Source organism: Priestia sp. D51, assembly GCF_053345675.1.
In genome coordinates, this window is sequence record NZ_JBLTIR010000004.1 from 159,705 (window position 1) to 174,353 (window position 14,649).

A 14,649-nucleotide genomic window follows, 5' to 3' on the forward strand; every position below is an offset into this window, starting at 1 on the left:
TTCTGGCTATATGGAAAAAGCAAAAATCAGCGCCACTCAATTATTCATTCTCATGGTATTATTCGAACTGGGAAGCGCTTTATTAGTTCCTCTTGCAATGAGAGCGAAGCAAGATGCATGGCTAGCTATTTTAATTGGAATGCTGTTCAGCTTTTTTTTCTTCTTAGTCTATCATAAGCTCTATTCCTACTATCCGGACCTCCTGCCTACAGAGTACATGCAGAAAATTTTAGGTAAGGTACTGGGAACGCTTCTTGCATTCGTATATATTGTTTATTTTTTATACGATGCATCACGAGTTCTAAGAGATTTCGGAGAAATGCTTCTTACTTTTGCTTATCCCGATACGCCTTTATTTATTGCCAATGCTTTATTAATGCTGGTCATTATCTATATAACACGAAAAGGAATTGAAGCGATAGCGAGGTCAGGAGAGCTTCTGTTTATTTTTATGTATTTTCTGGCTGTTGCAGGCTTCATTTTAATTATTAGCTCAGGATTAATTGATTTTAAGAACTTACAGCCGGTATTAAAAGAAGGAGTGCTCCCTGTTGCAAAAATTGCTTTAACCGAAACGCTGTATTTTCCTTTCACAGAGGCTATTGTATTTACCATGATTCTTCCTTATTTGAGCAATCCCAAAAAAGCGAGTGTCACCATGCTATGCGCAACGGGATTAAGCGGAATTAATCTAATTATTACGATGATTATTAACATTAGCGTGCTTGGAGTTGATCTGACGACAAGGTCACAGTTTCCTCTTCTTAGTACTGTCCAAACGATCCAAGTAGCTGATTTTTTAGAGCGTCTAGATGTATTTTTTATGTTCGCTATGGTGATTGGGATTTATTTCAAAGTTAGCATCTTGTTTTATGCTTCTATAATAGGTACAGCTACTTTATTTAAAATTAAATCTCCTTCACGTCTAGCGTATCCTTTAGGCATCATTGTGTTGTTTTTGTCGATTACAATCGCTAGTAATTTTCAAGAACACCTTTATGAAGGATTACACGTAGCGAGATTTCTTTTGCATATGCCGCTATTTTCTATCATACCCCTACTGCTTCTGATTATCGCCTTTTTGAAGAATAGGAAGAAGCAGCACAGATAGTGTATCTCTACTAAATAGAAAAAATGACGTTAAAATTATTGAGGTGATGTGCGTGTATATATGGTTTTATGATCATTTTGTTAATACCATCTTATTTCCGCTTACTTGTATCATGCTAGTGTGCCTGTCATTAGGACTGTATGCATACTTTAAATTAAAAAAAATGAAAAATTGATACTAGACGGCTATTTTTCTCATTCAAAATAAGAAAGATACAACAAGATAGAAAGCAACTGTTATTCCCGCTGCAATTAAAGCTGGCTTTAATTTATACTTGGCATATTCAATAACAGATAAATCTAATATTTTGGCGATGGTATTCGTATCGTCGCTTAAAGGTGAAGAAAACGCTCCAAAGGAACCGCTCGCAAACACCGCACCGATAATTAACGGCAAAGAAAGATCTGCAGAACTTGCAAGCGATACGCCAAGCGGCATTAAAATCCCCCACGTGCCCCAAGCAGATCCGATAAAGTAAGAAATAGCGGCTCCAAAGATAAACATGAACGGAGTGACAAACATTTGAGGAATCCACTTAGAATGTGCCGTCACGAAATTTGAAAAACCTAAGTCTTCTGTAACAGCGGATAATCCCCATACTACCGATAACAACAAAATAACGGACATCAAGTCATTGCCTCCTGTGATAAAACCATTAAGCAAATTCTGTAATGTAAAGCGCTGAAACAAGAAAAAAATGAGCGTAATTAACGTAGTCATAATTAAAGCTACTACCATCGCTTCTAACACGTCTGCTTTAATAAATGCTTCAAAAAAGGTGTGACTCTTACGATGTCCACTCCACCATGTTAAAAGTAAGGTAAGTGAAATCACAACAAGTAAAGGTACTAACAAATTCCAAGGCTTAGAAGGCAAATCCTTCGAGACGCAAGGATGACAATCATGCCAATCTTTTTCGTCTTCTTCCTCGAGCTTCATAGGAGCTGTAGACGTTGAATGATGAAAAAAGCTGAAATAAATCCCTACTAAAATAATCACAATCGAAAAGAAATTATAAGGAATGCTTTGAATAAACAAAGAATAAGCGTCTTGTTTTATGCCTTGATGATCAATTGCCATTTGAATGATTGAGACCATATATCCTACAAATGCCGTTGCCACGGGAATTAAGACGATAACGGGAGTAGCAGTTGTTTCAATAACAAACCCTAGCTCTGCTGTCGTCATTTTCAATTTTTTCAGCAGCGCTCTCATAATGGGCGCGATCGTCACAAAACGAAAGGTGGGAGCACTGAATGTTCCAATGGTTGAAACATAGGTTAAAATAAGAGCTTTTTTTCTTGTATCAATTCTTTCTGCAGCTGTTTCCACAAAACCTTTAACTCCTCCAGCCATCTTAATCATTCCGATAAGCCCTGAAAACGCGTATAAAAAGACAACGATTTCTATATTACTTTTATTTCTAAGAGCTTGTACAACGTAGTGAAGTAACTTTTCAACACCTCCGACAATCGAATGATCAATCAAATAAGCGCCTACTAATAAGCCTAAAAACAACCCTGGCAGCACTTGTTTGGTGAAAATAGCTATTGGAATAACAATTAAAAACGGTATAATTGAAAACCAACTAGATTCCATAGGACTCTCCCCTATCTTAAAAACCATATTAGACGTCTTCACGTATCGTTCATTAGCTTTTACTGTAACCCCAATAATATGTGTATATTCACGAAAACGATACGTATAAGCAGCACTGATTGAATAAACTATTTCTAATTAAAAACAGCATAGTAAAAATCTTTATTTCTACAACAAAAAAAGCAGTTTGCACATGCAAACTGCTTTTGAAAAGAAGCGGAAGACGAGGTTCGAACTCGCGACCCCCACCTTGGCAAGGTGGTGTTCTACCACTGAACTACTTCCGCGCCATATATAAAAGTAAAGATGCGGGTGAAGGGACTTGAACCCCCACGTCATAAGACACTAGATCCTAAGTCTAGCGCGTCTGCCAATTCCGCCACACCCGCGTGTGAATTGAAAAACAACTCCAAAATGGCAGGGGCAGTAGGAATCGAATCCACACTGACGGTTTTGGAGACCGTAGTTCTACCTTTAAACTATGCCCCTAGACATGATTTCTTCAAAAGAACCTCGTTTATTGACAACGCTATATTATAATAAAACATATATGGAATTTCGTCAATAGGTCTTTTTATGAATCATGACTAGTACTGGCGACTTCAAAAAAAACTGTGAGGCATATCACAGCTTTTCACACTTCTCACCGCCAGTTGCAGCACCTTTTACCCTCTACCATTTATTTTTAGAAGCTTTCTGTAAAAGCCCTTTTTTAGGCAAAGTGCAGAACTATACAAAATGTCTCCAAAATCGCGTGAAGACTGAAAGAATATGGAGGAGTGCAGATTTTACAGGAGGCACGTTTTTTTGAGAATCCGTATTAAAATCCACAGGTTCCCCCTCATTTCCCACAAGCGTACTGTGAGAAATTTTAGTTTCAATAGCCCCTGTTAGCTCGGCTGCAAATTCTTCACTATCTATCATAACCATAGATTCAGTATTTAAAAATACAGAACGTGAATCTAAGTTAAAAGAACCAACTGCACTCAAACGCTGGTCGTAAACAACGGATTTCCCGTGAATGGAATAAGGCTTTTGATATTCATAAAGCTTTGAAGCCGCTTTTATGACGCGATTTTTCACTCCTAAGTATGCAGAAAAAGCCATAGCATTCGGAGTGGACGTAATAGAATTCGTTAAAATAATTCTTTGCACTTTAGATTTTACTGACTTATCTATATACTGTTCCATCTCTTTTGTTGGTACAATATAAGGACTTTGAACGACAATGGATTTTTCAGCTTGCTCGGAAAGCTTAATAAACGTTTTCCATATAAAAGGGCTTTTATTCATTCTTTGAATAGGGTTTGTAATAAAAGAAACCTTTCTTGTAGGCATCGTTGATTCTCTCCATACAATATAAGGATGGACAAAGGGTTCGTTTGCTTTTTTGGCCTCTTCGTATTGATCTATTAACAATTTCTTTCCTGAAAGGCCACGAAATTGTTTAGTTTTCTTGAGCTTTGGAAAAGCTTTGCCCGTATACGGGTGGTTCCATAATTTCTCTACATACTTCTCCATTGAAAGAATGACACTATTACTTTCTTGCTTTGTATTATAAATCAGCACATCACGGTCATAGACAAAATTTTTATCCGGTTGACTGGCCAAGTATTTATCTCCAATATTTCGTCCTCCACTAATACCTAATTGGCCATCGACTACTATTATTTTGTCGTGAAGACGGTTATGCCATGTCCAAGGTTTAAGAATAGTAAAGGGCTCATAGTACTTTAATTCAATATTATTGTGGAAAGCTAGAGCATAAAGAACATTTTTTCTCTTGCCTTTTAGCCCATGAGAGATCCCGTCTAACAGCACTCGAATACGTATACCTCGGTCCGCAGCTTCGAATAAAGCACCCATAAGTAAATCCGACGAACGACCTTTGCCGATGGAAAAGTACGCAATATCGATTGTATGCCTCGCTTCTTGAATCATCTGCATCCGAACAAGCCCTGAAAAATAACCGTTTTCCAAAAGCATAACGCGGTCTGTGGATTCTTTCTTTCCGTAAAAATTCTCAGTATTCATTACTTTTAAGTCTTTTCCCTTGTGCAAAGGGACATAAAACAGTACCACTGCAGTTACGAATACATATATGAAGTACAATACGACAATCATTATTAGTATATTTATTAGCATGTTTCCTGTCACAATCCCTTTCCATTCTCATCGTTCTGTTTTTATTAGGATTCTTACTTTTTTAACTTCTATACCTTTTAAAATAAGAATGGAACGATGGATTATTTGTTACACTACTGTTGACTTCCGTGCAAGCCTTCGCTTCCGCTCCTGCCGGGTCTCACCTATTCTGTTTTCCCTATAGGAGTCTTCGCCTTGCCCTCCAAACAACTGCTAGAAGCCATTATATACACGAAACCTACATTCACTCTGCCAATAAAAAAAGCAGAAGTTCATTATCTTCTGCTTTTGCAATTTATACTCTATTATGAACCTGCTGTAAGTCTAAGTAAAACAGCTACTCTTTTATTGATTAAGGTCGTTTTCCATATCTTTTATGTCTTGCTGAAACTCAGTTAAACGCTGACGCTGTGTTTCAGAAGCATTTTCAAGCGCATTCTCAATTTGCTGAGAGGCTTCGTTCACTTCACCTATCGCTTGCTTCGCTTCATGTCCATACGATGCATCATTTTTAGCTTCATTTGCCTGTTCATATGCATCTACTGCTTCTTTATGCCCCTGCTGTGCTGCTTGAAATGATTGTTGTTTATCTTTGTTATATGGGAATTTTTTCATCATAGTGCTCCTTTCCATTTGTTCACTCTATAGTGTGGCATTTTTCCACTTATTCATACGACGTTTCAATAGCTTGAAGCTGCGTAAATATTTTGCATAACGAATTCCTTTATTATTTAAGAGCATCCAATGATATCTTTTATCCCTTGAAATACTTTCTATATTTTACATAAATGTATAATCACTTTCTTTAGCGGACATCATACGAATAGCTTATTTGAACGTCAAAATATATTGGGGTTGACTGCATGCACTTGTTTCTTTCCTTTTTGATCATTTGTGCAGGGATTATATGGATGGAAATAAAAAGATTACCTCAACCCTCTTATAAAAAGGAACGGAAAATTTTTATTTTATTCATGACAATCAGTATGATGATCGCTCTTGCAAAAATCTTTCGACTGCCTCTACCGAACCCTTCTGATTGGGCAGAAGCAATGTTTCAGCCTTTAAGTCACTTATTATTCCGTTGGATCACTTAATTCGTGTATATGGCAAAAGGATGTGCTCATTTTGCTTAATGAAATCAATATTTCGGCTACTCAATTTCGCAAGCTAGTAACTTTATATAGCATCGGGAGCACAATTATTGTTGTGCCTGCCGCTATTACAGCTGATGCTCATCAAGACGCCTGGATTGCAGCACTTTTCGGTGTAGCATCAGGAATTGGCTTAGTTTTGCTTTTTACCTCACTAGGAAAAATGTTTCCAACGCTTACGCTGATGGAAATGAACGAAAAAATTTTAGGAAAACTGTTTGGAAAGATTGTTTCTGCTGTTTTTGTATTATCCAATTTATTTATCAGCAGTCAAGTTCTTTACTATGTAGGGAATTTTCTCACTACACAAATTCTTCCCTACACGCCGCTTACAGCCATCCACATTGCATTTATGGGTGTGGTTATCGTAGGAGTACGCCTAGGAATAGAAGTTATTGCACGAAGTGCCGAGATTTTATTTCCTTGGTTTGTCGGATTATTCGGACTTCTGATTTTGTCTATGATTCCGCAAATTAAAATAGAGCATATTCAGCCTGTGCTTGAAATACATCCAAAAGCTTTTATTCGTGCTGTTTTAACGTTTTTAAGCATGAGTTCTTTGACTTATACCATTCTTCTTATGATTTTTCCTTCTCATACACCAGACACAAAAAAGTCCACTCAATCTTTTTATATAGGGAATATAGCCGGTGGGCTAGTGATGGTGACGTTAATCTTACTCGGAATTTTAGTACTTAGTCCTTATTACTCCCAAATCACCATGTTTCCAAGCTATGAATTAGGAAGAAGAATTGATGTAGGAAACTTTCTTCAAGGAATTGAAGTAGTCATTGCTATTTTGTGGTTTATTACTCTCTTTTTTAAGCTTTGCATTTACTTTTACGCTACTCTTTTGGGGTTTGCCAATGTATTTCATATAAAGGACTACAAGCTATTTTCTTTTCCAGTCGCACTCATCATGATTACACTTTCCCTTATTGTGTATCCAAGCGTTTCTTATCAAAAAGATTGGGATACAAAAACGTGGATTCCCTACAGCTTAGTTGTAGGCATCTTATATCCGCTTTTCCTTTTAATTGCAGGATTTATTCAAAACAAAAAGCAGCATTCTTCTAACAGCGACTAAAAAATCAAAAACCTTTAATAGAGAATGCACCTTCAGTATAAGTAGTTATTTTTCTGGAAAATATAACATTAATTATTCACGTATAGGAGCTAGTCTATGCTAGGGGTATTGGGGTTACTTATTGTTTGCACGCTCGTCATTTGGTTTGAAGTACCTAACTTACGGCAAAAAAAAGCGAAGAAAGAATTATGGCTATTCTATACAGTTCTTGCAATTGGAATGTCCGTAAGCATCTGTAAAGCACTGGGTTTATATGTTCCAAATCCTTCTGATTTATCAGCTGCTATCTTCAGGCCAATCAGCATATTTTTACTTCATTTATTATCTTAATACGTAAGACGAGGAAGTGAACACTGTGAAACCTGTAGTTAAAATTTCAACGATTCAATTTCGCATGCTCGTCATGCTTTATACAATTGGAAGCACAATTGTTATTGCTCCAGCGTCTATGACTATTGATTCTAAGCAAACTGCTTGGATTCCCGCTATCCTCGGAGTAGCATGCGGATTTGTATTAGTGAAAGTATATATTGCTCTCGGACTTTTATTTAAAGATAAAAATCTGGTAGAAATCAATGATGTAGTATTTGGAAAATATCTAGGAAAAGGTGTATCTTGTTTATTTGTCATATCTACTGTCATAACGTGCAGCCGTATTGTATACTACGTCGGGAGTTTTTTAAATACCCATATTATGATGGAAACGCCGCTGCTTGCTATTCACATTATTTTTATGCTTGTGGTTGTTTTCGGGGCAAGACTCGGGCTAGAAACAATTGCACGCTGCTGTGAAATCTTTTTCCCGTGGTTTGTTGGCCTTCTCGGGATTTTTATTTTTTCACTAACTCCTCAAATGAAACTTGAAAATCTTATGCCTTTAATGGACATTCACTTAAAGCCGCTGACTCATTCGGTTCTTATCTTTCTTAGCATTACTTATTTTACTTTTGCTCCTTTGATGATGATTTTCCCCCTTCATTTAAGAAAACCTGAAAAAGGAGCTAAAGCTTTAATGAGCGGCAGCCTGCTTGGTGGGTTTATTATGGTAATTGTTATTTTTTCTTGTATAATCGTTATTGGTTCTTATCATTCTTCAACTACCATGTTTCCTGTATATGAAATGGCTAAGCGAATTGAGGTGGGAAATTTTTTGCAAGGAATCGAGGTAATTATTGCTATTATATGGTTTCTTACTCTTTTCTTTAAAGTTTCTCTTTATTTTCATGCTTCCATCGCTGGACTTTGTCATATTTTTAACATCAATGAAACTCGATTTCTAACGTTACCGATGGGATTAATTGTTACGACTTTTTCCATCATTGTGTACCCAACCATTACCTATCAAAAAACATGGTTAGCCGAAACGTGGATTCCCTATAGTTTTTTGATGGGAGCTTTATATCCTTTTATTCTTCTTATCATAGGATGGATCCGTTTTAAACCTGCTAAAATAAAAATAAAAAAGATAATAAAATCCACATAAAAAAAGCAGGTAGTCACCTGCTTTTTTATTCTTGAAGCGCTTGAAGCCCTGCTTGGTTTAAGAAATGCCAAGGCTTATTAAAGTGGGGTTGAAAGAAAAAGTCCATAAAGCCAAGCTCATCGATCGTCATTTCCTGCTGTACGCATACAGACAATGTATTAATTGCTTGAGTAGCATCAATTTTAGAAATAACCTGTGCACCTACAATTCGTCTCGTTTCTTCTTCATATACTACTTTTAACGTAATATTTTCGTACGTTGGCATGAATTCTGGTCGGTTATTTTCTGATATTGTGATACTTTTCACATTCATATCAAAAAGAGAAGCCGCTGTTTCAGTTATGCCGGTAGATGCAACATTGTAATCATAAATATGCAACCCTGATGTTCCTTGTGTTCCCATATACTTAATCGTCGGTTTAACAAGGTTTTGAGCTACTAATGTTCCCATTCTAACCGCATTTGTAGCAAGCGGAATATAGGCATGTTTCTTAATCGGATTGTAGTAAATCGCACAGCTATCTCCGGCCGCAAATATATCTTTTTTGCTTGTTTGCATATATTCATCAACCACAATTGCGCCGTTTGGAAGCATGTCTACCTGCCCTTTTACTAAGTCTGTGTTTGGACGAAAGCCAACACACAAAATAACAAGATCCGCTTCATATTCACCTGCAGTTGTCACTACTTTTTCAACAGATCCATCGCTGCCTGCAAATTTAGTAACCGCTTGGTTTAATGCTAATGTGACTCCGCGCTTTTTAAATTCAGTTTCCATCAAGCTTGTAAACTCTGGATCAAGATATTTATTTAAAATACGATCAGCACTATCAATGAACGTGACTTCTTTTCCATACACTTCAAAGGCTTCTACTAATTCTGCACCAATATAACCCGCACCAATTACGGCAATTTTTTTTGCTTGTTTTGCTTTTTCAATAATGTGATTAGCATGCTGATAGTTTTTACAAAGCACAACATTATTTAAATCGATGCCTTCAAGGTTTGGAATAATCGGCCATGATCCAGTTGTCATCACTAATTTATCAAATGTATCTTCAAATTCTTCGTTTGTTTCTAAGTTTCGCACCGCTACTTTTTTGTCTTCTGTATCAATATTCGTCACTTCATGTTTCATTTTCATATTTACACCCATCTCTTGCAATTCAGACGGTGAAGAGTAAAATAAACCATTTGCATCTTTCACGACCCCGCCTACATAGAGCGCAATTCCACAAGACAAAAATGAAACATTATCATTTCGCTCATAAACTGTAATTTTAGCTTCTGGATAAAGTTCTGCCATATTTTTTACTGCTGCTGTTCCTGCATGTGTACACCCTACTACTGCAATTTTCATAGATGATATCCCCCTTAGGATTATAGAAAATACGATATTGTGAAGTTATTCACATATATTGTGAAATATTTCACATATCTTTTACAATTCTTATTATACAAACATGTTTGTTCTTTTTCAAGAGATATGTGAAAAAAATCACATACTTTTTTAAAAAAATATGTTACAGAGTTCTTTAAATAGCATTGAAGCTTGATATGATGCGCTTTTTTTGTTGATGCGCTGCTGATGAACAATTTCATCAGCTTGTTTTTTTACGTAGAAACTCACTATCCAATGCACTCTCTAACAAAAAAAATAAACCGGATAAAATAATCATCGCTAAAATAGATACACGGATTCCGCTTACAAGCAAGTCTGCTATATAAACCGATAGAAAAGTAAAAAATATGTCCACAAAAGCTGCAGATGCTACAAATAATACTCTGTTCATCCTAGCATTCTTCATTAAAAAAATAAGCGCCTTTGAAAAAAGCTCTGTGATAGAGCCAAACACAAAAATAAAAAATAGAAATAAACATATGGCCCAGTAAGAGTCATACTCCACTCCCATCACTCTAAGGAAGCCTATAAAACCAAAAAAGTAGCTTCCCATTAAGATAGCTAAAATGATTAGTACCATCGTTCCTACTATAAAGAACGCGATTAACCGATTCATTCCCCTGCTTTTTCTTTTCATTGTTCCACGCCACCTTGCTTACTCATCACTTAATCCATATTATACCAAAAAAAGTGCGATACCATGGTATCGCACTTCTACTTTACTTATCTTTTTTATCTTGAAGAGCTTGTTTTAAAGCATCTCCCAAGCTTGAACCAAATGCTCCGTCATCGTTGTATTTGTTAAGAAGCTTTCGTTCTTCTCGTTTTGAAATCTTTTTCTTTTTGTCCTCGGCTTTTTCCACTACTTGACATGAACGGCATTGGAAGTACGTACCTGCTTTTCCTGAATGAATTTCCATTCGTTTATGACACTGCGGACAGCGTCGGTTCGATAGTTTAGGGTCTTTTGCGCGTCTATAGCTGCACTCAAGGCTTGAACAAACGAGCACTCTTCCTTGCTTTGTTTTCTTTTCTTTTAAGAACGAACCGCATTCCGGACATTTAGAGCCCGTTAAATTATGAGGTTTGTACGTTTGATTACTTGTTTTTACTTGCTTGACAAGCTTTTCTGTTTGTTCGCGAATATTCGTTAAAAACTCTTTTGCATTTCCTTTTCCTTTAGCAATTGCTTCTAAGTCACGTTCCCATTTAGCCGTAAGCTCAGGAGACTTTAACTCGTCTGCTACTAAGTCAATCAGCTGCTTTCCTTTTTTTGTTGCGTGCAGACGGTTATTTTGGCGATCAATGGATTCGTTTTGCAGAAGTTTTTCAATAATATCTGCGCGTGTTGCCGGCGTACCTAAGTTGTGTTTTTCCATTTGTCCAAGAAGATCGGCTTCTGTATAGCGCTGCGGCGGCTCTGTAAATGCACTTTTCATCGTTACATTTTGAATGAGTAGCTTGCTGCCTTCTTTCATATCAGGCAGCTTCACCGTTGCTTCTGAGTCTCCACCAGAAATTTTTTTGAAGCCTGCATTCACGACTTGCTTTCCGCTCGCTACCAACAGTTCCCCGTTTACTTCAAGCTCTGCTTTAACCACTTCATACTCATATGCAGGATAAAACAATGAAATAAATCGCTTTGCAATTAAGTCATACAGCTTTCGTTCATCAGCTGATAAGTCCTGTAAAAACACAGGCTGATCCGTTACGATAATCGCATGGTGATCACTTACTTTTTCATTATTAACCACTCGCTTTGGCAGCTGTGCATTTTTTAAAATTGGACGAACTTCTTCTTTATATACAGCAGAGATGCTTTCCAAGCGCTCTTTCATAGTGGAAACCATATCTGTTGTTAAATAACGAGAATCTGTACGTGGATACGTGACTAACTTATGCTGTTCATATAACTTTTGAAGTACATTCAATGTCTTCTTAGCAGAGAAGTTAAAGCGTTTGTTAGCGTCGCGCTGCAGTTCATTTAAGTCATAAGGAAGCGGCTGCGCTTCTTTATGCATTTTACGCTTGATTGTTTTCACAACTGCTTCACCTGATAATTTTGAATGCAGCTCTTTTGCACGTTTTTCATCAAAAATGCGCTTTTCATTACCCTTTTGCCAAGCTGCTTCAAACGACGAAAACTGAGCTGTAAGCGTCCAATATTCACTAGGTTTGAATGTGTTAATTACTTGTTCACGCTCAATTATCATCGCAAGCGTCGGTGTTTGTACACGTCCCGCTGATAATGGTTCTTCGTATTTAGTCGTTAACGCTCTCGTTACGTTTAAACCGATAAGCCAATCGGCTTCTGAACGGCAAACCGCTGAATCATACAAGCGATTAAATTCTTTTCCTGGTTTTAACTGTTTAAACCCGTCACGAATTGCTTTATCCGTTTGAGACGAAATCCAAAGGCGTTTAAACGGCTTGTTCCAGCGTACCTTTTCCATAATCCAACGTGCTACAAGCTCTCCTTCACGCCCTGCATCAGTCGCAATAATTAACTCTCCAATATCCTTTCTTTTTGCTAAATCAGATACTGTGCGAAACTGAGAGCTTACTTTACGAATTACTTTTAGTTTCATTTTCTCAGGCATAATTGGCAGATCTTCTAATCGCCACGTTTTATATTGGTTATCATAATCCTCTGGTGTTTGTAATTCAACTAAATGGCCGAGTGCCCATGTTACGACATACTTTGGCCCTTCAATATACCCTTTTTTTGTTTGTGTGCTGCCAAGCACGCGCGCAAGATCACGTGCTACACTTGGCTTTTCTGCTAATACAAGTGATTTCATTTTATGTATACCTCCAATTCACTTGTTCCATTATACATGATTGGATACCTTTTGTACGACTTCAAGGCTAAGTTTACATAATCATATTATAATAAAGAAAGCTGAAGAATTTCTCTTCAGCTTTTAGCTACTTCTTTTTATAAAATAGGCGCGAAATAATTAAACCGATGGCTCCTAAGACGATAAATAGTAAGGCACGTATAGCCATTGGAATAAAAGGTAAATCATATAAAACAAGTTTGAAAAGTGTTAAAAATAACAGGCCGACACCGATATACGTGGCTGTTTTAAAGGTTCGAAGTAATCCTATTACGAATGCAGCAATGGCCAAACATAGCCAAACAGCCGTCATAATAAGCGTTTGCGTATTAGCGGAAAGATCATTGGTGCCAGCGGCCGTCACTTCCGTTGCAAAAATTAAAGAAAGAATAGAAAAAACAATACTTCCTCCAATTTTGAACGTATCGTGCTCATCTTTTTCTGTTTTTTGAATACTGATCCATACAAATACTAGAATAGAAGCTAACACAACAACCCAATTTAATGTCGGAAGAGACAGCACTTGTTCGATTGGTGTAACTAAGATATACGTGGCACTCAGTATATAAATCGTATAAGAAAACAGTTGATGAAGTAGATTTTTATACGTCATGGCGATATAGTAAACAGCAAGTCCTTGAATCACATATAAAATGACTCCTTCTCTTAAATCGACGAGCTGATGAATAAAAAACGCTACTGCAACAATTAAATAGGTAATAAAAAATTCAAATTTCTCTTTAGAACTTCTTACTGTGTAAACACCTAATGCGTAAATAATAACTAGCGCAAGCAGCACCATGGTGGTCATGCCATCGTCAAAAACGGCAAGCAGCCAGCCGTACGTAACTGCTAAACTCGATAGAAGGGTAAACGCATATAATTGGAGTACGGATTGTGATAGAAAAAAGCTAGAAATTAAGCATAAATGCTGAATCAGAATCGCCATACCTAATAACGCTTTTACACCATTATCACCAACAAACGAGTAATAAATGAGTAGCGTAAGATTTAATAGTACCGCGGAAAGAACATATAAAATTGAATATTTTTGTTTGATTGCCACATATAAAAAGGCAATATACAGAAACGTTTCATAGCCAATGAAAACCAGAGCATTAGGCGAATTACTTTCAATAAAAAAAGGAACTAGTACGCCTCCAACCGCGCTAATAATCCCTAATGCCTGTGAACGATAAAAGACTGTTGCTGCAATTCCTAAGATGATCCAACTCGCATTTAGCATAAAAGCAAGCGTTGGTCCTGCTAAATGATATAGGCTATGCATCGCAAACGTCGTTAACATGAGAATAGGAATAGCTCCTCCTACAAGTACTTGCCCGAGCACCAGCCTACCCTTTTTGATTTGGAAATGACCTGTCACAGCAAAACCTATCGAAACAACGAAACCGAGAACAACTTTTGCTTTTTCATTCATTAATCCATAGTCAGAGGCTGCTTTAAATCCCCATAGCACGCCAATAATAAATACGAAAATAAAAATTCTCGGCAGCCATGTTTGAAAAAGGACTTTTTCCCAATCAACAGGCTCTTCTATTGCCTGTGAGCTTTTAGCTGCTGTTTGAGCAGGACGTTTAGTCGTCTCCTCGCGCTGTTTGGGAGGAGCGTGAACTGCTGGTCTTGGAGAATTTGTTTTATATACAAGCGACTTTAGCTTGGCTACGTCTTCTTCTAAACTGCTTATTTTTCGTTCAAGCTCTTCTATTCTTTCGTTTTCCATATTTCCTCACCCTTTCTCTTTAAAGTATTTGTGATTTTTATATGTATACCTTACAACACTTAACTATTATACCATTAAAAGGAATAT

The 14,649-nt window shown here is 37.0% G+C and carries 12 protein-coding genes and 3 tRNA genes; 5 read left to right on the plus strand and 10 right to left on the minus strand.

Annotated features, from left to right (window positions below; all coding sequences use genetic code 11):
- Positions 1 to 10: 10 nt before the first annotated feature.
- Positions 11 to 1,111, plus strand: a complete 1,101-nt coding sequence (locus ACNHOZ_RS17520; RefSeq protein ID WP_048021017.1) for a GerAB/ArcD/ProY family transporter — start codon at positions 11 to 13, stop codon at positions 1,109 to 1,111.
- Between the two features lie 198 nt (positions 1,112 to 1,309).
- Here ACNHOZ_RS17520 and ACNHOZ_RS17525 read toward each other — a convergent pair whose 3' ends face one another.
- The 6 genes from ACNHOZ_RS17525 to ACNHOZ_RS17550 form a co-directional block, all read right to left on the minus strand.
- Positions 1,310 to 2,710, minus strand: a complete 1,401-nt coding sequence (locus ACNHOZ_RS17525; RefSeq protein WP_255900801.1) for a Na+/H+ antiporter NhaC family protein — start codon at positions 2,708 to 2,710, stop codon at positions 1,310 to 1,312.
- Between the two features lie 215 nt (positions 2,711 to 2,925).
- Positions 2,926 to 2,997: transfer RNA gene (locus ACNHOZ_RS17530), tRNA-Gly, on the minus strand.
- Positions 2,998 to 3,017: 20 nt separating this feature from the next.
- Positions 3,018 to 3,099, minus strand: a tRNA-Leu gene (locus ACNHOZ_RS17535).
- 26 nt (positions 3,100 to 3,125) lie between these two features.
- Positions 3,126 to 3,199: transfer RNA gene (locus ACNHOZ_RS17540), tRNA-Trp, on the minus strand.
- Positions 3,200 to 3,439: 240 nt separating this feature from the next.
- The gene (locus ACNHOZ_RS17545) at positions 3,440 to 4,834 is read right to left on the minus strand and encodes a phospholipase D-like domain-containing protein (RefSeq protein WP_048021019.1); all 1,395 of its coding nucleotides are present in this window, start codon (positions 4,832 to 4,834) and stop codon (positions 3,440 to 3,442) included.
- A gap of 366 nt (positions 4,835 to 5,200) precedes the next feature.
- Positions 5,201 to 5,470: a hypothetical protein gene (locus ACNHOZ_RS17550; protein ID WP_014460213.1), complete on the minus strand. Its 270-nt coding sequence runs from the start codon at positions 5,468 to 5,470 to the stop codon at positions 5,201 to 5,203.
- Between the two features lie 296 nt (positions 5,471 to 5,766).
- On the opposite strand from ACNHOZ_RS17550, the gene ACNHOZ_RS17555 reads away from it, so the two are divergent.
- The 4 genes from ACNHOZ_RS17555 to ACNHOZ_RS17570 all read left to right on the plus strand — a co-directional run bounded on the left by ACNHOZ_RS17555 (position 5,767) and on the right by ACNHOZ_RS17570 (position 8,579).
- On the plus strand, positions 5,767 to 5,952 hold the full coding sequence (locus tag ACNHOZ_RS17555) for a hypothetical protein (protein WP_255900798.1): 186 nt from the start codon (positions 5,767 to 5,769) through the stop codon (positions 5,950 to 5,952).
- Between the two features lie 22 nt (positions 5,953 to 5,974).
- The gene (locus ACNHOZ_RS17560; RefSeq protein ID WP_230683510.1) at positions 5,975 to 7,096 is read left to right on the plus strand and encodes a GerAB/ArcD/ProY family transporter; all 1,122 of its coding nucleotides are present in this window, start codon (positions 5,975 to 5,977) and stop codon (positions 7,094 to 7,096) included.
- Between the two features lie 96 nt (positions 7,097 to 7,192).
- Positions 7,193 to 7,426: a hypothetical protein gene (locus ACNHOZ_RS17565; RefSeq protein ID WP_014460215.1), complete on the plus strand. Its 234-nt coding sequence runs from the start codon at positions 7,193 to 7,195 to the stop codon at positions 7,424 to 7,426.
- 25 nt (positions 7,427 to 7,451) lie between these two features.
- A complete protein-coding gene (locus ACNHOZ_RS17570) occupies positions 7,452 to 8,579 on the plus strand; it encodes a GerAB/ArcD/ProY family transporter (protein WP_080968659.1) in 1,128 nt (375 codons plus the stop codon).
- Positions 8,580 to 8,604: 25 nt separating this feature from the next.
- On the opposite strand, the gene ACNHOZ_RS17575 is transcribed toward ACNHOZ_RS17570, so the two are convergent.
- From ACNHOZ_RS17575 to ACNHOZ_RS17590, 4 genes are all read right to left on the minus strand, one after another.
- Entirely contained in the window at positions 8,605 to 9,939 is a 1,335-nt protein-coding gene (locus tag ACNHOZ_RS17575; protein WP_048021024.1) for an FAD-dependent oxidoreductase, read from the minus strand.
- A gap of 241 nt (positions 9,940 to 10,180) precedes the next feature.
- On the minus strand, positions 10,181 to 10,618 hold the full coding sequence (locus tag ACNHOZ_RS17580; protein WP_048021025.1) for a YrvL family regulatory protein: 438 nt from the start codon (positions 10,616 to 10,618) through the stop codon (positions 10,181 to 10,183).
- Positions 10,619 to 10,700: 82 nt separating this feature from the next.
- Positions 10,701 to 12,782 (minus strand): DNA topoisomerase III, encoded by a 2,082-nt coding sequence (locus ACNHOZ_RS17585; RefSeq protein WP_048021026.1) that lies wholly within the window; start codon positions 12,780 to 12,782, stop codon positions 10,701 to 10,703.
- 127 nt (positions 12,783 to 12,909) lie between these two features.
- Positions 12,910 to 14,562 (minus strand): DUF2339 domain-containing protein, encoded by a 1,653-nt coding sequence (locus ACNHOZ_RS17590; RefSeq protein WP_048021028.1) that lies wholly within the window; start codon positions 14,560 to 14,562, stop codon positions 12,910 to 12,912.
- Positions 14,563 to 14,649 lie beyond the last annotated feature (87 nt).